This window comes from Bradyrhizobium sp. Ec3.3 (assembly GCF_000472925.1).
Taxonomy (GTDB): Bacteria; Pseudomonadota; Alphaproteobacteria; order Rhizobiales; family Xanthobacteraceae; genus Bradyrhizobium.
This window is the reverse complement of sequence record NZ_AXAS01000067.1, coordinates 22,524-42,344: the sequence shown is the minus strand read 5'-3', so window position 1 is coordinate 42,344 and position 19,821 is coordinate 22,524. Positions and strand designations below refer to the sequence as shown.

General features: G+C 58.7%; 20 protein-coding genes. 9 read left to right on the top strand and 11 right to left on the bottom strand.

The window, feature by feature from the left end:
- Nucleotides 1-677: 677 nt before the first annotated feature.
- Together YUU_RS59390 and YUU_RS59385 are read right to left on the bottom strand one after the other, a co-directional pair.
- Entirely contained in the window at nt 678-860 is a 183-nt protein-coding gene (locus YUU_RS59390) for a hypothetical protein (RefSeq protein WP_156944770.1), read from the bottom strand.
- A gap of 326 nt (nt 861-1,186) precedes the next feature.
- The gene (locus tag YUU_RS59385) at nt 1,187-1,522 is read right to left on the bottom strand and encodes a hypothetical protein (RefSeq protein WP_156944769.1); all 336 of its coding nucleotides are present in this window, start codon (nt 1,520-1,522) and stop codon (nt 1,187-1,189) included.
- 204 nt (nt 1,523-1,726) lie between these two features.
- On the opposite strand from YUU_RS59385, the gene YUU_RS0139085 reads away from it, so the two are divergent.
- Nucleotides 1,727-2,239: a hypothetical protein gene (locus YUU_RS0139085; protein WP_027527162.1), complete on the top strand. Its 513-nt coding sequence runs from the start codon at nt 1,727-1,729 to the stop codon at nt 2,237-2,239.
- Nucleotides 2,240-2,949: 710 nt separating this feature from the next.
- On the opposite strand, the gene YUU_RS59380 is transcribed toward YUU_RS0139085, so the two are convergent.
- The 9 genes from YUU_RS59380 to YUU_RS0139035 all read right to left on the bottom strand — a co-directional run bounded on the left by YUU_RS59380 (nt 2,950) and on the right by YUU_RS0139035 (nt 11,350).
- Nucleotides 2,950-3,399 carry a hypothetical protein gene (locus YUU_RS59380; RefSeq protein ID WP_245288241.1) on the bottom strand — a complete coding sequence of 150 codons (450 nt, stop codon included), beginning with the start codon at nt 3,397-3,399 and terminating at the stop codon, nt 2,950-2,952.
- 15 nt (nt 3,400-3,414) lie between these two features.
- Nucleotides 3,415-3,615 (bottom strand): hypothetical protein, encoded by a 201-nt coding sequence (locus YUU_RS61725; RefSeq protein ID WP_027527161.1) that lies wholly within the window; start codon nt 3,613-3,615, stop codon nt 3,415-3,417.
- 409 nt (nt 3,616-4,024) lie between these two features.
- Complete coding sequence (locus tag YUU_RS0139065) at nt 4,025-4,309, bottom strand: BMC domain-containing protein (protein ID WP_027527160.1); 285 nt, start codon at nt 4,307-4,309, stop codon at nt 4,025-4,027.
- 3 nt (nt 4,310-4,312) lie between these two features.
- On the bottom strand, nt 4,313-6,808 hold the full coding sequence (locus YUU_RS55445; RefSeq protein WP_051390137.1) for a pyruvate, phosphate dikinase: 2,496 nt from the start codon (nt 6,806-6,808) through the stop codon (nt 4,313-4,315).
- Complete coding sequence (locus tag YUU_RS0139055) at nt 6,809-7,381, bottom strand: hypothetical protein (protein ID WP_027527159.1); 573 nt, start codon at nt 7,379-7,381, stop codon at nt 6,809-6,811. It abuts the gene before it with no gap.
- Between the two features lie 65 nt (nt 7,382-7,446).
- Nucleotides 7,447-8,856, bottom strand: a complete 1,410-nt coding sequence (locus tag YUU_RS0139050) for a hypothetical protein (protein ID WP_027527158.1) — start codon at nt 8,854-8,856, stop codon at nt 7,447-7,449.
- A gap of 36 nt (nt 8,857-8,892) precedes the next feature.
- Nucleotides 8,893-9,309, bottom strand: a complete 417-nt coding sequence (locus YUU_RS0139045; RefSeq protein WP_027527157.1) for a PEP-utilizing enzyme — start codon at nt 9,307-9,309, stop codon at nt 8,893-8,895.
- 41 nt (nt 9,310-9,350) lie between these two features.
- A complete protein-coding gene (locus YUU_RS0139040) occupies nt 9,351-10,331 on the bottom strand; it encodes an HAD family hydrolase (RefSeq protein WP_051390136.1) in 981 nt (326 codons plus the stop codon).
- A complete protein-coding gene (locus tag YUU_RS0139035; RefSeq protein ID WP_027527155.1) occupies nt 10,328-11,350 on the bottom strand; it encodes a hypothetical protein in 1,023 nt (340 codons plus the stop codon). The genes YUU_RS0139040 and YUU_RS0139035 overlap by 4 nt, the downstream gene beginning before the upstream one ends.
- A gap of 207 nt (nt 11,351-11,557) precedes the next feature.
- Between YUU_RS0139035 and YUU_RS0139030 the strand changes: the two genes are divergently transcribed.
- The 8 genes from YUU_RS0139030 (at nt 11,558) to YUU_RS0138995 (ending at nt 19,771) form a co-directional block, all read left to right on the top strand.
- On the top strand, nt 11,558-11,854 hold the full coding sequence (locus YUU_RS0139030) for a EutN/CcmL family microcompartment protein (RefSeq protein WP_027527154.1): 297 nt from the start codon (nt 11,558-11,560) through the stop codon (nt 11,852-11,854).
- A 55-nt stretch (nt 11,855-11,909) separates the two neighbouring features.
- Nucleotides 11,910-12,206 carry a BMC domain-containing protein gene (locus tag YUU_RS0139025; protein ID WP_027527153.1) on the top strand — a complete coding sequence of 99 codons (297 nt, stop codon included), beginning with the start codon at nt 11,910-11,912 and terminating at the stop codon, nt 12,204-12,206.
- A 37-nt stretch (nt 12,207-12,243) separates the two neighbouring features.
- Nucleotides 12,244-13,653, top strand: coding sequence for an aldehyde dehydrogenase family protein (locus YUU_RS0139020; protein ID WP_198031911.1), 1,410 nt, complete (start codon nt 12,244-12,246; stop codon nt 13,651-13,653).
- 2 nt (nt 13,654-13,655) lie between these two features.
- On the top strand, nt 13,656-14,489 hold the full coding sequence (eutJ, locus tag YUU_RS62945) for an ethanolamine utilization protein EutJ (protein WP_027527151.1): 834 nt from the start codon (nt 13,656-13,658) through the stop codon (nt 14,487-14,489).
- Between the two features lie 4 nt (nt 14,490-14,493).
- Nucleotides 14,494-15,111: a BMC domain-containing protein gene (locus YUU_RS0139010; RefSeq protein WP_027527150.1), complete on the top strand. Its 618-nt coding sequence runs from the start codon at nt 14,494-14,496 to the stop codon at nt 15,109-15,111.
- Between the two features lie 98 nt (nt 15,112-15,209).
- Nucleotides 15,210-16,367 carry a malate dehydrogenase gene (locus YUU_RS0139005; RefSeq protein WP_210164187.1) on the top strand — a complete coding sequence of 386 codons (1,158 nt, stop codon included), beginning with the start codon at nt 15,210-15,212 and terminating at the stop codon, nt 16,365-16,367.
- 85 nt (nt 16,368-16,452) lie between these two features.
- Entirely contained in the window at nt 16,453-17,412 is a 960-nt protein-coding gene (locus YUU_RS0139000) for an alcohol dehydrogenase catalytic domain-containing protein (protein ID WP_245288239.1), read from the top strand.
- A gap of 142 nt (nt 17,413-17,554) precedes the next feature.
- On the top strand, nt 17,555-19,771 hold the full coding sequence (locus tag YUU_RS0138995; protein WP_156944768.1) for a GAF domain-containing protein: 2,217 nt from the start codon (nt 17,555-17,557) through the stop codon (nt 19,769-19,771).
- The last annotated feature ends 50 nt before the right edge of the window (nt 19,772-19,821 follow it).

Genomic DNA, 19,821 nt, shown 5'->3' with positions numbered 1-19,821 from the left:
CTCGATCGCGGTCCCTGATTAAGTAACGAGGGATTTGCTCCCAGCCACAGGCTTCAGTGAGCTGATTGGCGAGCCATTCGGCCGTCGGGTGCGCGGTCACCCCAAACCACAGGATCTGCCGCCGGCCATGGCCTATGATCAGCAAACCATAGAGCAGTCGGAACGAGATCGTCGGCACGACGAGCGATCCAGATTTTCGGCAATTTCCTTATCAGTGGATTCAGGATCTTCGTTTTGTTCGGATGTCGGAGCCCTGATGCGCTGGATGATGAGACCGACAAACCCGAGTGCGACCAAAGCGCTGCCGGCGATGATCAGCCAGTGGGGCAAGTGCAATTCAGAGAGTTATCTGAAGCACAGGGCTCATTTCCCCTTCGCCTTTAGCCCGATCTCAACCAGCCTGCGGATGTAACCTTAATTGACCTTGTCATATTTCTGTATAACCGAAAAGCAGAGAGGAAGGGAGGTGTTGCTTCCGCCTCGGCTCTAACCCACAGCATGGCGTGACCCACGATGCAGGCTGATCAAAGATCTACCACCCGACGCCAATTCTCCAAATGGTTAGCCGCGGCTACGACCGGTGCTGATCTGAGATTGGGTTGTCTCATAGCCGAAAAGCCCGCTGCCAATTTCGCAGCGGGCTCTCGTCGCCTGTCGCGTTCGAGATTTAACGTGACTTAAAGCTGCGACTTCGGACTGTACGCCGGCTGAGGATAAACACCAGGGCCGTTACCAGGTTTATCCCCGATGGCAGCGCTGATAGCGTCACCAACCGCCTTTGTGATGTACTTGCCGAGGTCGGAGATCCCGCCACAAACCGACTCGACTTCCGTGTCAGTCAGTTCACGCATTTCATTCATTACTTGCCTCCTTGGAGCTGCATGTGAACAACATCTGGCTCAAAGCAAGCCCAGTGCCTCACTCGGGTTTGTCACCCGGATAGTGTTTTTCTATCTGTGAAACAAATCACGGTAGAGAGCGCTCCCGCATCAGAGCGATGCACCGTTTGTCACTCTCTTCGAGTTCAATATTCCATTCTTCTACGGGAAGAGCGGAGATCTTTTTTTGGCCTTCAGCGCGATCTCAACCAATGTGGTCGATTCCGGCGCACACGGGGGCCGGCAGAAAAGCCAAAGCGTAGGCACGATCATCCCGGCCCGCTCTTGCGGTGTCCCGCTCAGAAACCTCACCTGTGATCGGCTGAACACTGAAGAAGGCCATTCCTCTTCGGACGCTCAGCGAAGACCTGCAATCGTTGCTGGAAGGCCGACACCCGGTTTTCGTGCTTGCGATGAAAGGCATGTTCGATGCCGGGATATAGCGCCAGCATCGCGTAGGCGACGACGACCAGACCGAACAACAGTCTCGGTCGTCCTCCCGAACCAGCGCTCCTTGACCACCGGATGGAGGAACGACACGCCAAAAACACGAAATATGTGGCGAGCGCCAGCGGTGTGCTGATCTCCCAGACTGTGATGATGACGGCGATGATAAAAACGAAAGCCGCTGCCCAGACGGCCACGACTCCAGCCAGCGACAACGATGATTAAATCGGCTCCCAAGTTCCCCCTCATCGGCTCGGACGACCCAGGCGGGCAGATCGGGACGTACGTCTATGGCGCGCGCCTTGAGCCGGATGGACTGTGTCCGAGCGCACATACGCACTGGAGCGCTCAGGGCAAATATTGCCGCTAGCAGCAGAAAATATTGCCGCTAGGAGAGAGGTATGACCAATCCGACGCTATCGCTGTCTGCGCTGCTCACGGCAGCGCTTTTGCTTGCAAGCGTAGGGGCAGGCAATGCAGCGGTTCGGATTGCGGACGACCCAGGTGGGCAGATCGGGACGTACGTCGATAAGTACAGCAAACTCCGCGCTTCAGGCCAAACGGTGATGATTGATGGCCTTTGCGCTTCGGCCTGCACCATCCTCCTCTCGGCAATCCCTCACAACAAGATTTGTGTCACCTCGAACGCGACACTCGGGTTTCACGCGGCCTTTGATTTCGCTGGCAATGGCCGAATTGTCACTAATCCTGAAGCAACCCAGATACTCTATTCGGGGTATCCGTCCCAAGTACGGCGATGGATCACAAATCGCGGCGGTCTTACCCGCAGAATGATCTTCCTTCGCGGCAAACAGCTACAAGCCATGTATCGCCCTTGCTACGCCGAGCCTGCTGTCGCGGCGATGCCAGCAGGATCTCCGTTTGCTGCCGACGCTGGGATCAACGGCGACTAAAGGGCGGGCACAGTTTGGGCCACGGGCATGGTTAACGTCACGGCGACGGCTACCGCCTGATGGAGCCGCGGCCGGAAGGTGGGCTGGCGCGGCTATGGCTGCCCGCCCGGTCACTGGAAAAAAAGCTGGCGGGGAGAAATCCGATTGGGCTCGCAGGTCAGGCGGGTGCGCGCCTTTTGAGACAGCCCCGGGTTGAGAACAATCAATGACTTACCGGTCGCACCCCTGGGCTTATCCGACCGAAAATGGGCATTCGTCGCACGATCGTAGTCATTGCACTGCCTGATATCTGAACACGCGCTATTCTGACTTTACGGGATCAACTGCGACTACAAGGCCATCGATTAGTAGGTTCAGCGCAACCACCGATACCGCCACTCGGTTCAAGTGGCGATCTGATCCCTGCGTCCCGAACGCAGTGAACATGTTCCAAGTTGTTGATTTTTCTCGCCGTGGCCTCTGTTTCCGTCCCGTTTTGTTCACGGTCATATCACCCAATTCGTTGCGATATCGTTGCGCGCCCCCGCTGCGAGAACAGCTTTGCTTCGGCACCGATGGCATTGACGAAGTGAGGCTTGTGCTAGAGCGCCTCGGCTTCCTTGCGTCGTCTTTGAGAGAGGCCCGACAGCTTCACCTGGCGAACTTTCGGTCATCACGCCTTTGACCCGGAGGCCCAGCCGTGGCCCACCTCAGAGAGATCCAAAGTTGACCTAGCATTTGGCGAAGATCCCGACGCCTGAAGAGGCGTCCCAGTTAGGAAGCATTCGCCCGTACTCGCTGCCGGGCGGCGCGCCGTCGCTCGCGGCGTTCGCGATCGCGCCGGCTCCTCTCGACCGGGAATTGCAGGGCCCCCCTGACGAACGGGACTGGCCCCGCGTAATTTCTGCGTTTACCTCGTCTGCAGCGGCAGGGCGTGCTTCCATGAGCGCCAATACAGCGCGCCCTTTATCGGTGATCCGCCACCCACCGTTCAGGCGATCGACTAGACCTTGAGAAAAGATACCTAGATCCGGCACACGCGATACTGGGCGTTTGGTACGCTCGCTCCAGTCGCTGCCGCTGGTGGCTAAAATCGCCATATCGCGCTTGAGATCGGCCATCACGGCGAAACCGCCGGGATGGCTCACCAAAATCTTCAGGACGGTGACCTGAAAATTCATCTCGGCCTCACGCGACTACCGCCACGTGGTCGGAGCCTCGGACAAAGCTGCTCGACCAGCGTGCTTAAGACCGTCTGGCGACGTCTCGCCTCTGGTAGCGGCTTCCAAAATTTTAGAGGCAACATAGGCGCGGGCGCCGGTCTCATGACGGGCGACGTTCTCGCAGACCTCGTCTAGGACCGCGCGCAATAGCGTGGTGGTCGCGGTATCGAGCATGGGTACCCCCAAAGGAAAAGCTTATCTAAAGGCAATCGGTTCGGTGTCGGGTGCAAGAGTGTTAAAGATCGTCGGAAAATACTGGCAAGTTTACATTCCCAGCGGCGCTTTGCAACGGCTGGGCGCATGCGTGGCGGGAGACTATGTGGCTGCCATTAGTAGAGGCGCACTAAGGGGTGCGTCGGAGGTTCGAGCACTGGTCCTCTACATTGCTAAACCCACTCTAGAATCACCGTCTTCTTATCGTTGGGCAGTCGAATTTCAGACCTCGCGTCTTGGTAGACCGCCAGAAGCGCCGTCATTCGGCCACGCACGCTCGTGTGGCGACGTAAGATTCACGAATCTGACAGAGCCGCTGATTAAGAGTCTCAAGCGCGACGCGAACTCGAGATAGACCGGCCACACACAACTATCGAACCGCCGGTCGCTCCAGAATCTCTTCCATGCCATCGTGCGGCCTCGGAATTACATGCGCCGATACGACTTGGCCGATCTGATTTGCAGCCGCCACTCCCGCGTCGACGGCAGCTTTTACCGCTCCAACGTCACCTTGAACGATGATGGAAATGAGCCCACCACCTGGCTGCTGCTTGGTGACAAGTTTCACGTTTGCGGCCTTCACCATGGCATCGGCAGCCTGGATCGCGGCTACCAATCCCTTCGTCTCAACCAATCCAAGTGCTTGCAACGCCATGCCTTACTCCTTCTGCGAACGCCCGAGCAAAAAGCGGAGTTCATCTCGCCGCCCAATCGAAACGGAAAAACGTCGAAATCCTATTCGATGAAGCTCGACGAGAAGTTCCGGCGGGACCGCACTGCCTTCAATTCCAACAGATACGCTTTTCTCTGCCGCGGCGGCTGCCGCCGCCAGCAAATTGGTCACATAAGTTGGAAGCCGCCGAAATGGATTAGCGCGAACAAGATCATCCTTCACATATTGGTCGAGCACTTCCAGCGATTGCTGCACTTCGATAGGAAAGCCGTACATCGTGCGCACGATATCTCCGATATCTACCCAGATCGGCGTGGCCGACTCGGCTATCTGCACGACATCATCAAGGGCCATCGCATTCTGTATCATTGCCCCTGCGCCTAGCCCCATCTGTCGAGCCTCCCGCTGAAACGCAACGAATTCGGAAGAACTTGAGATGCCTCCGATGAGGGCGGTAGCGTCTCGGTATCGAGCGCTCTCTGCGGCGGCTGATATCCCGAGCAATATTGCCCGAAGATAAGTCAAAGAACCGAGAGGCAAAAAGAAGCCCGGCGGCAGTTCCTGCCAGTTCTCTATTAAGCGGCGGGCCCGATCCGAACTCACCCGCGGCAACCGAAACTGGACCGAACCACGCGGGGGTCCCGAAAAAGCGGAAGCACAAGCTTCGCACACTATCGAACGAATCTCATCCGCAATGGCTCGCGGCCCGTTCGGAAGTCCCGCCGCGGACGTCAATTCGACGAACCGGCTGACGGTGCCTTTCGCGATGATGAGGTCGGTGACGCTGACGACGCTACCCGCCGGCACAGCCGCGCTCGCTGCTTCGAGAAACTCGTCGCCGGATTTTGGCGATATCCAGACCGAGGTTTCGGACCTGCGATCTGCCCATTCCAGAATGCGCCGCAGTGAAGGCATGCCAACGCCTGCCGCCTTAAGCTTGATGGCTCCCGAAAAAACCTTTCCGCTTCCTCCGTCCATCGAGATTTTATCGCCTTCGCGGTAGGTCTTGCCGGCGATCGAGAACGTCTTGCGGCTTGCGTCGATGGCAATTGCATCGCAGCCGACAATGCAGGGCCTGTCGAGCGCTCGAGAAACGACGGCGGCGTGGCTGAGCGCTCCGCCTCGCGCGGTAATCACCCCATTTGCGGCGAGCATTCCTCTGATATCCTGCGGACTGGTCGTCGGACGCAGGAGAATGACGGCCTCGCCGGCCAGAGCCCGATCAGCGGCTCGGTCTGCATCGAGAATCGCGGCGCCGCAGGCGTGGCCTGGCGACGATCCAAGTCCCTGCGCCACCACAAGCGCCATCGCAAGCTCATTTTCGTCGAAAGACGGCCGCGATACCTTTCTGACTTGCTCGGAAGTGATTCGCGCCAGCGCAGTCCGCTCGTCGATAAGTCCCTCCGCGACCAGGTCTTCCGCTATCTTGATGGCGGCCGCCGCCGTTCGTTTGGCTGGCCTCACTTGCAACAGATACAGCTTCCCGGATTCAACGGTGAATTCGATATCGACTGCATCCGCGTAGAGCCCTTCGAGGGTCTGACTATGCTTTTCGAAGGCCTGTCGAAGGCCAGGATCGAGCGCACTGGGGTCGGATAAATCGATCGGTGTGTGTGTCCCGGAAACGAGATCTTCGCCTTGGCGGCCGATCAGATATTCGCCGTAGAGAGTCTTGCTCCCATCATTCGGATTCCGGGTGAGCGCCACGCCCGATCCCGAATTGTCATCCGCATTGCCGAAAACCATAGCCTGAATAGTGACGGCTGTTCCAAGGTCGTTGGAAATTCCGTGATGTTTTCGGTATGCCTTCGCTCGTGCGCTGTCCCAGGACCGGAACACAGCTTCAACTGCTTGTTCAAGTTGCCAGAACGGATCGGCGCTGGCGGCATCACATGCCGCTTCAATATGATCGAGGATCGATCGCTCGAGATTTTGGAAAGCGGACGCCGTGATCTCGTTCCTTGCGGTCGATTCCGCGTCCTTCACAGAATGGGCCAGATCGGATGGGTCAATCCCCAAAACGATGTCGGCGAACATACGCCAGAAGCGCAGCCATGTGTCGAGCGCAAAGTCACTCCCGCCGGGGCCGCGTGCGAGGGAGAGGGCCGATGCCGACGTTAGTCCGAGGTTGAGGATCGTATCCATCATGCCGGGCATGCTGACAGGGGCGCCCGAGCGCACCGATACGAGCAAGGGCCTATCCTGGTCCCCGAACGATCGCTGAGATTGCTTCTCCAGAGTGCCTATCGCATCGTGGATCTGCGACAACAACCGCTCCCCGATTTTTCCTCCACTAGTCTTGAATTCACGGAAACCATCGACCCCTATGACGAAGGCGGGAGGGATGGGTATTCCAGCGCGCGCCATCTTGGCGAGGCCGCTCGCCTTGCCACCGAAACGCAGCGCGTCTTCTACAACGCTATCTGTCACATCCCGAACGAAATTGTCATCCATCACGCCAGTCGCCACGCGCAGTTGCATTCAAGTATCCCTCGGACGCCCGATGACCGTGAGAATATCCTCGTGAAACTCGAACCAGATGTTGTGAACGGAATCGATCGTAGGCTTGCACACAAAGTCCTTCTCCCCCTGGTCGATCCGGGCGACGCTGCCGCCGAACCGGTCGACGTAAGTCTCATAGCGAGGAACGATCGGAGTAAGCTCCCGGAGGTTCTTGGTCAGCCGTTCGACTGTCTTGATGAGGCGCGACTGAACTCGCTCGTCTCCATCAGTTGATTGCCACTCGCTGACCTGCTTGATGAACTGCTCGTTAACGGTCTCGAAGCGCTCGTACCACGCAAGTACGAGGTCGTTGGAGCGCATCGCTTCGTAGGCGGTCCGGTAATATTCATGTACTGCGCTCGTCCCCTCGGGCAGAAGCAGGTGCCTTCCTTCGGCGGCCATCAAGAGGCCACTACCGGCCGCCGCATTGAGCACAGGCTCGACCACTGCAACATCGAGACCGACAGCGCTCGCCAATTCCGCGGCGGTAGCCATCTTCTTCAGATGGGCGCCGTTAAGCACACGAAACTCTTGTTCGCTCAAAACTGTCATCTTCCATCCAATCGACGCCCGAACCGAGCGCGACGCAGTGCCGCGCTCGGCAAGACACTTGAGTGCTATTTCCAGTAATACTTCGACCTGGTGAGGCTCACATTATCCGGGAAAGGAAGATATCCCTCGCCCGAGAAGATTTTTTGCGGCACCGTCGCCTGCGCGAAGCCGCGCTTGACGATGTCGTAATAGTAGTTCGACACGCGCTGGTCGATCTCCCAGAATTCGTAATCCTTGCAAGCCTTTTCATAGGTGCCGGCCAAGCGCAGATGCGGCAGGATCATGTCGATATAGTACACGTACATGCCGTTGGTGATAAGCGTGCGGCGCGACATGCGAGAGAACTTCGTATAGAGCTTGAAAGTTGCCTGTTGAATTCCCTCCAAGCGCTTGTCCAATTCCGAAATCTTCAGGGGATACACCTCGCCCATCGGTGTATTCCACTTCTCGCGCACAAGAACGGCACCACCGACGATGTGCTCGATGTAGTTTTTTGGACGGGTGAACGTCGTCGAGATGTCGTTTACTCGGATTTCATCCAACCCCATCTTGCTCGGATCGATCACGAGGCAGATCGTATAGCAGTGAGGCACGTTCTCGTGGTCACACACGTCGCTCCAATCGTAAACCTCTTCATTCGTGAACAGGTCACGGATGATCATGATCTTCCCATCCGGAAGCTCATAGGGCCCCGTATCACCCAATCCGAGCCGGCAATCGTAGTGATCAAGGAACGATAGCAACTCCGCGGCGGCGTTGAACCGCACCAAAGTGTCGTGCTTGTCGCTGGCCGGCTCGAAATATTCGACCTGACCGATCAGCTTGTCGAGAATATCCTTCTCATGGATCTTGCAGCGATAGCGGTCCTGGGAGTTCAGGATATATCCGTCCTGGCGTTTGCCCCAGAGAACGCGCTGCATGAACTTCAGGATGATATTGCTTTCCCGGACATAGTCTTGCGGCTGGATGGCTTCGAGCGCCAGAAGGCCGCAACGGCCCATGCCGAAGCCGACGGCCCCGATGCACCAGTCATGAACGCAGTTCACCTTGGTGCCGATCTCTCGCCTCGCCGACGCGCCGATGTCTACGATGCCTTGCGCTCCGACCTCGTTGGTCGTCATCTCCAAAATCTCGGGCCAGCGATAGAACTCGTGCATAAAGGCGAGGATCTCGTACTCCTGGCGAGGGATCATGCCCGAAACGCCCTCCGTGGCGCGCATCACGAGCACGTCCCAGATATTCCAAGCGAGATAGTTGTTGAGATCGTTGAGCTCGTCGACCGTGAACTGATCTCTGAGGACGTCTTCCTTGCTCACCTTTTCCAGCACCTTGCTCTTGGCGCGCTGCCGCAGAACTTTGTCGCCCAGAATGCCGTCAGGCACGGGGTCCATCCCCTTGAAATTGCCTTGATAAACCAGATCCTGAAAACGTAGACCGTTGTCAGCGGACTTGTAGCGGTCCTTGTAGGTAGACATCTGTTTCCTCCTCGGCTCGGATTTTGTTTGCGTGGATCAGCTCAGAACAGCGACGCGGCCCGTCTCTCTGTCTTCGCAGTGCAACTGCACTTTCTTGCCGTCGAGTGCTTTGATGATCGCCGCGAAATGGGCGTCGTTATTCGCGCCCGTGAGATAGCGAGATTCACTGCCGGTGAGGTAGGCCGTCATGACGCAAGGCATCTGGAATTCGCGAGAAAGGATTCCGAGATGGGACTCCGGCGCACCGGACATGGTGATCACGCCGATGGCGCCCATGCTCAGCGCCGGCGCAAGGAATGTCGTCGTTCCGCCCTGGACAAGGAGGATGTGCTCTTTCAGCTTGCCGCTCTGGATCAGAGCAATAACGGACTTCGGATCTGGAAGATACCTAACGATTCCCGATGGGGTCTTCTTGGTCTCGAAACTATTGTATCCTTCCGCGACATAGCTCATCTAAACTCCTCCCTGTCTGTTTGCTGTGGTTGGAAGATCAATCATCGTAACGCTGGCGGGTCGTTGTTTTTCAGGCGCCGAAGGCTCGCCAAGAGAAGCGTATCAAAGGTGCCGTCGCTCGCTGGAGGCGCGGCCGCCGGTGCGAAAGAGCTCTCGACGCCGCAGCTTGTGCGCTGATCGAGTGATGCGGCTGCCGCCATCCTTCGACGTCTACGCATGGCTGCGGCGTCGGCTAAGTCGTTATCTTGACAGCCGCAAGCACAGCCGGACCGACTAACCGCGGAATTCGATCCCCCTTCGGCGAAGGGCTCTACCGAGCAGCTTGTGGCAAAGCCACCCGGCAGCAGGCGCGCCACGAGTTCCTGGGGCCAAACAGCTACGAATTCCGCACCGGCCACAAGCAGTTGTTGCTCGGTATGCATGCCCCAGGCCACGCCGATGGCCCGGACGCCACACTCCACCGCGTGTTTGACGTCTCCGACCGTATCCGTAATCAGCGCAATCTGATCGGCGCGGGGGGCCTCCGGCTCATGACCTTCGCGATAAGCCGGCGAGCAATTTCTGCTGACCAGATACGACCGATCCGCCAGGAAGCGCCTCACACACGCCCGCTTGTCCTGTTCGACGTCACCACCGAAGACATGCGAGAAGCAGTGTGTAAGACCTTCGCGGTCCAGCACACGTCTGATGGTTCCCACGGAATTAGACGAGATGACGGCGAGCGAGCAGCTTCCAGCGAAGGCCCGCACGACATCAGCCATCCCCGGCACGAACTCCGGATTGTACTCGCGCTGCAACAGGTCAAGAAAATGCTTGGCGGCCGCGCCAGCTTTGCGATCATCGCCGCAGTGTTTCTGCAAACCATGAAACATGTTGTCTTCGAGCAGACGAAAGAACTCGGCCTGGCTGTTGATACCAAGCCCCAGGGCAGCGTTCGTCTTGGAAAAGATGCGCCACGACGCCTCCCTGGTCTGCACCAGCGTCCCGTCGAGGTCGAAGAGAACAGCGCGGACCGGATTCATGGCGATCCCAATGCTCCGGCGCGGATCCGCGTTTCCGGTTTCGAGTTCAACGCGGTGAGCTGTGGCATCTCGAAGAAATCTTGTACTTCTCCGTAACCGGTGAGAGTCTCGCAGGTCCAGCGTGCAAGCGCGTTGAAGGACACCATGTTGGGCCAGCACTGCCAAGGAAAGGTCGTCAGTCCCTTGCCGCGCAGCTTCCATTCTCGATCGCTGCTGTCGATGAGTACAAGCTCGACTTCGTCCGCGTAACGATCCCGCGACCTTTTTGTCGTGCCATGGGCGGCCTTCAATCCAAAAATCTTGCCCTTTTCAACGACGTAGCCGTGGGCAAGCGACAGATCACGACCGTTGGTCTTGGAATCAAAGCTGAAGATGGAATGAAAGGCCAGATCCTTCGAGAAGTGTGCGTGCAGCCAGCTCATGTTGGGAGCGCCGCGTTCAGGCCGCGGGCCCCAACTGTGATCCATGGTCGAAATGCAGTCGATCGGGAAGGTCTTCCCGCGGATCGCAACCTTCCCCAAGAAGTGGCCCGTCTGGTCGAAATGCCCGTTGTAAGCCGTGCCCCAGGCGAATTTGCCACCCTGTTCAGCCTCTTTCAGCGCCTTCGCCTTCATAGGATCCATGTCCGGATCATGGATATCGAACGGGAGCATGATCGAGCGGTACTCCACGTCGATCAGCGTCCCCTCACCGTCGTCATAACCGATGTGCCAGTCCATGTTCGGGCGATGGCACTCGATGCTCAGAGAATTCTCGAGAGTGAACCTGCTCAGGTCGCGCGGCTCGGGGATCGGCATCGATGCCCGAAGATCACAGAAGTCCGCCTCCCAGGGGGCGTTGGCGAACCCGGAGTTCATGCAGATCGTAGAACTGACGATGCCCAGGTTGGGGCGGAACAGGGCGTAAACGCCGACGTTCAACTTGGCCTCGGCATTGAAGAACCCAAAAAAATTGGTCTCCGCCCAGTTCGGGGTGCCCGAGTCCGCCTTATGAAAATGGACGTCTTCGTCTTGAATCATTCTGTTTCTCCCTAGCGGCGCTCTTGGCGGCACCCTTTGCGAGCACAGCCATCATCCGCATTTAGGATGTCCTCGCTATGGGTGCGCAAGATAAATCGGGCAGATGCTTTTTATCCGGCCGAGAGAATGACGCTCGGCACGATGGGCTCCTAGAGTTCAAGAAATGGCTTCTGTCGAACGCCTACAATCGCGTCTAGGGAGTGCGCTATGGAGATCGGGCGTGTGGTCGGTACCGTCGTTTCGACGGTTAAGTCGTCCGGCCTGAACTCTTTCAAACTGCTCGTCGTAACGCCCCTGTCAGTTGCCGAGGAACTGACAGCCGCTAATGGTCCCAGCAGCTATGTGGCCATCGATCTCGTCGGCGTCGGCGAAGGCGAAGTCGTGCTTGTGACCAAGGGAAGCGCAGCGCGGGTTTCCGACCCAACAGTCCCGACCGACGCCGCGATCGTTGCTGTCGTCGATTCCGTTCAGATCGGCACTCAAAATGCCTACTCGAAAACCTGACCGGCGGCGACGCCTGTCGAAGTCTCAATCTCAACCCAAGCAAGGAGCAATGCATATGAACACCCCGACGACGGGTCAGCCCAGAGGCGCACTTGGTCTGATCGAAACGAAAGGCCTTGTAGGCGCTATCGAAGCGGCCGACGCCATGGTGAAGGCCGCCAATGTGCGGCTCATCGGCCGCGAACAGATTGGTGGCGGCCTGGTAACCGTCATGGTCCGGGGCGACGTCGGCGCCGTGAAAGCCGCAACGGATGCGGGTGCGGCGGCGGCGGGAAAGGTCGGCGAAGTCGTCTCAGTGCATGTCATTCCCAGGCCTCACGAGGACGTCGAGGGAATTCTCGGCAAGGGTTGATCGCGATCCTTCCCTTTGATTCTTGAAATGAGAAGGTGTGAGCAAGTCCATGGGCGTGGCATTGGATCTTGATTCCGACTTGGCAGGTTTGGCGGACGCGCGGAGCAAGGCGCGTGAAGCACGCTTGGCCTTCCAGGCATTTTCTGGCGCGGACCAGGAAAAAGTCGACAACATCGTTCGGGCGATGGCGGATGCGGGCACCGCGGCCGCCAAAGAGCTCGCCCGAATGGCTGTCGATGAGACCGGGTTTGGGGTTTACGAGGATAAGATTCTCAAGAACCTCTACAATACCAAGTTCGTCGCCGCATCGATGCTGCCGATGCGGACCGTCGGAGTATTGTGGGTGGACGAAGTCAACCGTATGACCGCCGTCGGTTCTCCGATGGGAGTGATCGCGGCCATTATTCCGGTCACCAACCCAACTTCGACCGTCCTTTTCAAGTGTCTGGCCGCCGTCAAGTCAGGAAACGCGATTATTTGCGCTCCACATCCTCGCGCCGTCAAGTGCTGCATCCGTACCGCGGAAATCATGGCCGAAGCCGCGGTCAAGGCCGGCGCGCCTACGGGTCTGATCTCCTGTCTTTCCCTTCCAACGATCCAGTCTACCGGCGAATTGATGCGGCACCCGGATGTTTCTTTGGTGCTGGCGACCGGGGGGCCGGGAATGGTGCGCGCCGCGTATTCGAGCGGCAAACCGACATTCGCCGTCGGCGCCGGCAATGTGCCGGTCTACATTCATCGCTCAGTGAAGGACGTGAAGGAAGCCGCCCTGATGGCGATCACGTCAAAGTCCTTCGATAACGGCACGGCGTGCGTCGCCGAGCAATCGATCGTGCTCGACGAACCGATTGCCGAAGCCGGCATCGCCGCGTTCGCGGCCCAGGGAACATTTTTCCTGAGTGGACCAGATCAGAAACGGCTCGCCGATATCATCTTTACCGACAAGGGCGAGCTTAGACCTGAGGCGGTAGGTCTTTCCGCGCAAGAACTGGCTCGGCGGATCAATCTCAGCGTACCCGGTGACTGCAAGGTGCTTGGCGCCCATTTGACCGAAGTAGGCCCACAGGCGCGCCTCTCCCGCGAGATTCTAGGACCTGTGCTGTCGTTTTACCGGACCGCGGACCTTCCGGCCGGCTTCGAGCGGTGCCGGCAGATTCTTGCGTTTGGCGGAGAGGGCCACACCCTTGGTCTTCATTGCGAGGACGATCGGGTCATCGCCACTCTGGCGGCCCTCCCGGCCGGTCGCATCGTAATCAACACGCCAACGCTGTTCGGCGGAATGGGCTATAGCTGCGCGACCGACCCGTCTTTCATGCTCGGAACGGGTACCTGGAGCGGCTCGATCGTCTCTGACAACGTGACCCCGCTCCATCTCATCAACATCAAGCGTATCGCTCACGAAGTGCGACCCTGGCGCTCGCTCTATCAAGCGAACATGGGGCTGTGAGCATGCTCGCGCGCACGAGATCACCTAAGTCAACTGTCAGTCAGGAAGTGACTGCGTTTCTCGAAACGGCGGCTGCGACATTTCGCAGTTCGACTTGCTCGTCAGAGTTGCCCCTGTCGTTTGGTGTTGATCTCGGAACGGCGACGATCGTTCTGACGGCTGTAGACGGGCAAGGGCGCCCCGTCTACTGGGACTGCCTCCCCTGCCAGGCCGTGCGCGATGGCGTTGTCGTCAATTTCGCGGACGCGGTCACTGCTGTCAGGCAGCTCAAAGCTACGGCAACGTGCGTTCTGGAACGAGAAATTGCTGCAGCGGCGACCGCGTTTCCTCCAGGAGTACCTCAGGCCGAAGCGAGAGCCTGTCGCTACGTCCTGGAAAACGCGGGCATTACGTGCCGCCAGTTGGTCGATGAGGTCACTGCGGCCCAGGCTTTGCTTCGACTGCACGACGGCGTGATCGTCGATGTCGGTGGCGGTTCGACGGGCGTCGGCGTCGTATCGAACGGCATCATCATTGCGCTCGATGACGAGCCCGGCGGCGGCCATCATCTGGATCTGATCCTGGCGGGCGCCTTGAGGATTCCCGTGGAGGAAGCCGAGGAACGAAAGCGCCGAGGCGATCAGGATTACTCTCACATCCTCCGTCCCGGTATCGAGCGGATCGCAAGCTCCATCGTTCGCCAGATCAGAAACCATGCCGTCGAATCCATCCACCTCGTCGGGGGTGCCGTCCGGGTTTCTCACGCGGCCGCAATCGTCGCCGGCTTCAGTGGAATTCAGACCTGGGCCTACCCGCACTCGGAACTCGTAACCCCCTTCGGAATCGCAATGAGCTGACCCCATGGATTTCCAACTCCGCACCTATGCTTTCATCGACAGCATGCAGCCTCAAGCTGCCGCGCATGTCGCCTCCACGTGTCAGGGAGACGTCCCGGTCGCTGGTATGTCCGAGCTCTTTATTGAAGTGGCTCCCGGAAACGAGATCTTTCGCTGCGCGGACATCGCGTTGAAGGCGGCGGATGTCCGGCCGGCCCTTCAGATCATCGAACGCGAATTTGGTCTTCTGGAAATCCACTCCCGCACGCAATCAGAGGTGCTGGCCGCTGGCCAAGCCGTCCTGGACTATCTTGGCCTCAAGGAAGAAGACCGTGTGCGACCGACGATCGTCTCATCGCAATTCGTCACCAATGTAAATCCGTATCAGGCGCAGCTCATCAATAAGTGGCGCAAGGGCAATCTGCTGCTGCCGAGGTCCAGCCTGTTCGTGCTCGAAGCAACGCCAGCGGCTTACGTGACACTCGCAGGCAACGAAGCGGAAAAGGCTGCCAATATCAGCTTAATCGAAGTTCGTGCGGTCGGCCGGTTTGGCCGACTATTCATCTCTGGCACCGAGAGCGAAGTCGAAGCTGCTGCGAAGGCTGCCGTCGCGTCGCTCGAGGAGTTGGGAGGCAAGGCATGAGCGTCGTCTCCGTTGCGGACGTCCAAAATGCGAATGGAGTCCTCGTCATCGGGGCGAGAGACATTCTGACGCCGCTCGCGGCCGATCGCGCCAAGGAGTTGAACGTCCGGATCGAACGGTCCGGATCGACGAAGGAAACGGCACCGCCTGCTGCACCCGCTTTGCGAGCGATAGTTCAAGCACCAGCCAAGCCCACGCCCGGAAGAAAATTGTCGGCTGGCGCCAGCTCGGTTCAACCCGGAGCGCTGTCGGGCGCCCTCTACCGTCGTGGCGCACCGGTCCCTCCGAAGATGCGGGTTCTAGGAGAGTCGGAAACCAAAACTCGTGATGATCGACCGCGGGCAGCGGTCATCGGCGCGGGTCACGTCGGCGCCATGACGGCTCTCCGTCTCGCTGAAACGTCGCTTTTCTCGCGGGTCACGCTTGTCGACATCATTCCCGGACTTGCTGCCGGGCTTGCGCTCGACATGTGGCACAGCGCTTCGCTCCGCGGATTTACGACCAAGATCGAAGGAAGCACCGACCTGTCGGCGCTTGAGGGCGCAAGCTACATCATCATGACGGCCGGCCGGCCGCGCCAGCCGGGCATGAGCCGAACCGACCTGACCGGCGTGAACGCGGAAATCGTCAGCGGCGTTGCCGACGGGATCCGCCGCTATGCCCCCAATTCGGTGGCAATCGTCGTGACCAACCCGCTTGAGGAGATGACCCATCTGATGGCGAGGCGAACGGGGTTTCCCTCCAACCGGATTATTGGAATGGCGGGCGTGCTCGACAGCGCTCGCTTCTGCTCGCTGATCGCACTGGAAGGTATCGCCCGACCACAGGATGTCAGCGCGATCGCGCTCGGGAGCCATGGCACGGAGATGGTGATCCCATTGAGTCTCGCAACCGTCCGCGGTCGGCCACTGGAGGAATTGATCGCAAAAGACCGCCTCGCCGCGATCGTGGAACGTGCGCGCGACTCCGGAGCCGAAGTCGTCAAACTCCTTCAAAAGGGAAGCGCATATTTTTCGCCAGCTGAATCGGCGGCGTCCATGGTGGCGGCCATGGTGAAAGGCGGCAGTGACCTGATCGCCGCGTGCGTGCAATCGGCAGGCGCCTACGGTGTCGAGGACACGCGAATAGGTCTGCCGGTCCGGCTAGCCACGGATGGCGTGAAGGAAATCGTAAAACTGCCGCTGCGGCCCGACGAGCAGGCCGCGCTCGCGGAAGCCGCCCGAAGCATCGCCAAACGCATTTCTGAGCTGGGATGACATGCGCGCAGTCGTCTACCAGGGATCTGGCACTGTTGCGGTAGAGGACGTACCCCCGCCCCGACTCGAGCTGCCCGGGGATGCCTTGGTTCGCGTCGAATTAGCCGGCATTTGCGGCACCGATCTGCATGTCATCGCGGGCGATTTCGCAGGCATCCGGCCGGGCGCCGTTATCGGCCACGAATTCGTGGGCGAGGTCGTGACTATCGGGAGTGCTGTGACCCGGTTCAAGGTTGGTGACAGGGTCATGGCGTCTGACTTCGCCGCCTGTGGCCATTGTCGATGTTGCGACCGAGGCGACCATTGGGAGTGCTCGGAGAGAGCCTTTTTCGGGACTGGCACTTCCTTCGGGCCGGCCTTGGCGGGGGCGCAGGCCGAGCTTGTACGGGTCCCGTACGCCGACACGACGCTCGGATTAATACCAAAAGGCTGTTCCGACGAGGCTGCGATCCTGCTCGGCGACAATTTAGCGACGGGCTGGGCCGCCGTAGAGCGCAGCGCCCTCTCACCCGGTGAAATCGTTGCGGTCATCGGCGGCGGAACGGTCGGTCAGCTTGCCAGCCTGTCGGCCCAGGCTGCCGGAGCAGGCGCAGTCATCGTGGTAGAGCCGAGCGAAGCGCGGCGCGAATTCGCCCGCTCCAACGGCAGCCTCGCTGCATCACCACAAGAGGCTCGCGCCTTGATCACCCGCCTGACCGACGGAGAAGGCGCCGATGTTATCATTGAGGCCGTAGGGAGTGCCTCCGCCCTGACGGCCGCATTTGACCTAGTGCGAAAGCGTGGCCGGATCATCTCCGTAGGCGCCCATGCGGCTGAGACTTGGCCGTTTCCCCTGGCGAGAGGCTTTGCGAACGAACTCACGCTAGGGTTCGCAATTGGTGATTCCATCCGCCTCCGCTCCCGGCTCCTGTCACTCATCACAACCGGCGCTCTCGATCCAACGGTGGTAGTCGATCGCAGAATTGGGTTTGGCGATGCCTCGCAAGCCTATGCGGATCTTAAGGCTCAGAGGATCATGAAGGCCGTCATCGACCCCCGGGTCTGATTGAGATCCTCGTCCGCCATTGCCAAATTAGGCCAAGCAGAGCAAGCTCTTAGTCGATCGGCGACAATATTGCATCGCACAAGAAACGTTCGTGCCCATAAGAACAAAAGCGGTGTACCTCGTGCCGGCGGGAGAAAGCTCGATGAGTAGGACCGCACTGCTGGCGCAGAAAGGAATGCTTGAGGGACATCCGGACTTTGCGCCCGAGCTATTGAGAGAATCGATTGTCACGCTCGCCAATGCGGCTGATCGCGGACCACAGACGCTCTTTGCCGAAGCTCGCATCTTGTTTCGCAAATTTCTTTCTGCTCGCGAGGTTCGGCTGCTCGTTCGTTCGGCAGGTGCTTGGCGCGAATGGGAAAAGCTCAACGATGGCGCCGATGAAGCCCTGATCGAAAGTCTTCCAGATGCGTTGGCTGACATAATCCAGTTCGATGACTCGATCTTCGTTCCGGTCCAGGTCGGCAGCGTCGCCCTTCTCGTCGAAGGAGTGACCGATTCTGGCCCACTGCGCGACAATGTCGCGACCTTATCCCAAGTGTTCAGGCTCGCGATTGCGTCGAGCGAGACCCACTGCGGCAATCCTGACAAACTTGAAGCTATCCGCGTCTTTCAGCGCGTAGCGAACAAGATCCTAAAGAGCCGCAATCTTCAGGAGATTTTTCTTCAGATAACCCACGAAGCAAAGGCACGACTTTCCGCCGACATCTGCGGCATCATGCTTCTCGAGGAAGATGCATTGGTGATGAAGCGCTGTACCGGCAATCTGGCAGCCGAGACGGCCAGCCTTCGCATGAAGTCCGGACAGGGCGTCGGCGGCCGCGTCCTCGAAACACGCAAGCCATGCTCGATAGAAGACTACGTTCAAAGCGAGATCATCAGCCGTGACTTCATGAGCCTAGCGCGGGCCGAACGCGTCCGTTCCGCTCTAGCGGTACCGCTTATGTCCCAGGAACAGGTGATTGGCGTCCTCGAGGTTTGGCGGCGCAAGCCGTCGACGTTTACACCTCAACACATGGCGGAACTCGCTACACTCGCCAATCTAGCGTCTCTTGCGATCGAGAACGCTGCCCTGCTTGACGCGCGCGAATTGGCCGCTCAGAAGCTGGAAGACGCCCATACCAAACTCCAGCAGCGGTATAACGTCATCCGCAATTCCGCAGCTCTGCAGGAAAGCCTTATCTCCACCCTTCTAGATGGCGGCGGGCTGTCCGAAATTGCGCAATGCGCACACCAACATCTTCGAACTGCTGTTATTGTTCTGGACAAACACTTGGATGTGCAGGCTTGCCATCCCAGAACGGCAGCCACAGACGGAGTTCTCCACACCATTCGGATCGGGATTTCGCAAAATCGGGGTTCTGAAACCCGATATAGAACGATATCTGCCGGGAAACTGCGCTTCGCCTTTCAGAGCATAACGGCAGGATCGGAACAGCTGGGCTGGGCGATCATGCTCGATCCGGAAATCGAGAACGAGAGCGCACAGCTCGCTATTACAGAACTGTGCGTTACCGCCGCGCTTCATCAAACCAAGGAAAGAGCGGCGGCACGTGCACTTAGCGACAAGCTTGCGACGTTGACTTGGGATCTCTTGGAAGGAGCCGACCACCTTCGGCAGCTGGCTCTTCAACGGGCCATAGAACTGGATGCTGAAATTCCCGCTGAATATTGTGTAGCCGTCTGTCGTATCGACGGTCTCGACAAACCTGACAACTCAAATGTCCTAACCGGCGGAGAGATCGAAAGCCGCCGCCGCTCCGTCGCCGAAGCGCCAAATCACCTACCGATGCGCAACATCGCTAAGCTGTCGGGATTGCGCGGAAACGAACTCGCTATCGTTATTTCGACTTGCGACGGCGCGCGGCCTAGAGATTTCGTCCAGAGCCTCGTGGCCGAAATCATGCGACGTGTTCCCGGCTCGCTCGTGTACGTGGGTTTAAGCCGACCTTGCTCCGATCCGATGCTCATGCCTGCAGCATGGAAGGATTCTCATATTGCGTTGGATGTCGCTCGTCAGAGTCGGAGGACCAGCGTTGTCGGTTTCGATGAAGTCGGAGTCGCCGGGCTTCTAATGGGCATCCGTGACGGCACCGACTTTCGCGAGTTCGCAAAAGAGACTTTGGGAAAACTCTTGGAGGAGAGGAGTCCACAACGCGAAATCCTTTTGCAGACTTTGCGGGCTTTCTTTTCGTGCAATTGTTCCCAGCAAGCTGCGGCAAAAGAACTTCGCACCCACCAGAAAACCGTCGCTTACCGGCTCGACAAGATCGAGCGAATGACGGGCCTTCGGCTTGCCGCAAACGAGCAGCGCGTTCTTCTCTATCTTGCTCTGCAAATGAACGATCTGATCGCGTAGTCCGGACAGATCTTCAGCATACACATCCGATACCCGGCGCGCCGGCAATG

Excerpts from the sequence above, each read along its gene's own strand:
- YUU_RS59380 (WP_245288241.1), bottom strand. The coding sequence starts at position 3,399 with ATGAATTTTCAGGTCACCGTCCTGAAGATTTTGGTGAGCCATCCCGGC.
- YUU_RS59390 (WP_156944770.1), bottom strand. The coding sequence starts at position 860 with ATGAATGAAATGCGTGAACTGACTGACACGGAAGTCGAGTCGGTTTGT.
- YUU_RS0139025 (WP_027527153.1), top strand. The coding sequence starts at position 11,910 with ATGAACACCCCGACGACGGGTCAGCCCAGAGGCGCACTTGGTCTGATC.
- YUU_RS0138995 (WP_156944768.1), top strand. The coding sequence starts at position 17,555 with ATGAGTAGGACCGCACTGCTGGCGCAGAAAGGAATGCTTGAGGGACAT.
- eutJ (WP_027527151.1), top strand. The coding sequence starts at position 13,656 with ATGCTCGCGCGCACGAGATCACCTAAGTCAACTGTCAGTCAGGAAGTG.
- YUU_RS0139010 (WP_027527150.1), top strand. The coding sequence starts at position 14,494 with ATGGATTTCCAACTCCGCACCTATGCTTTCATCGACAGCATGCAGCCT.
- YUU_RS0139050 (WP_027527158.1), bottom strand. The coding sequence starts at position 8,856 with ATGTCTACCTACAAGGACCGCTACAAGTCCGCTGACAACGGTCTACGT.
- YUU_RS0139040 (WP_051390136.1), bottom strand. The coding sequence starts at position 10,331 with ATGAATCCGGTCCGCGCTGTTCTCTTCGACCTCGACGGGACGCTGGTG.
- YUU_RS0139045 (WP_027527157.1), bottom strand. The coding sequence starts at position 9,309 with ATGAGCTATGTCGCGGAAGGATACAATAGTTTCGAGACCAAGAAGACC.
- YUU_RS0139030 (WP_027527154.1), top strand. The coding sequence starts at position 11,558 with ATGGAGATCGGGCGTGTGGTCGGTACCGTCGTTTCGACGGTTAAGTCG.
- YUU_RS61725 (WP_027527161.1), bottom strand. The coding sequence starts at position 3,615 with ATGCTCGATACCGCGACCACCACGCTATTGCGCGCGGTCCTAGACGAG.
- YUU_RS0139085 (WP_027527162.1), top strand. The coding sequence starts at position 1,727 with ATGACCAATCCGACGCTATCGCTGTCTGCGCTGCTCACGGCAGCGCTT.
- YUU_RS0139065 (WP_027527160.1), bottom strand. The coding sequence starts at position 4,309 with ATGGCGTTGCAAGCACTTGGATTGGTTGAGACGAAGGGATTGGTAGCC.
- YUU_RS0139035 (WP_027527155.1), bottom strand. The coding sequence starts at position 11,350 with ATGATTCAAGACGAAGACGTCCATTTTCATAAGGCGGACTCGGGCACC.
- YUU_RS55445 (WP_051390137.1), bottom strand. The coding sequence starts at position 6,808 with ATGCAACTGCGCGTGGCGACTGGCGTGATGGATGACAATTTCGTTCGG.
- YUU_RS0139055 (WP_027527159.1), bottom strand. The coding sequence starts at position 7,381 with ATGACAGTTTTGAGCGAACAAGAGTTTCGTGTGCTTAACGGCGCCCAT.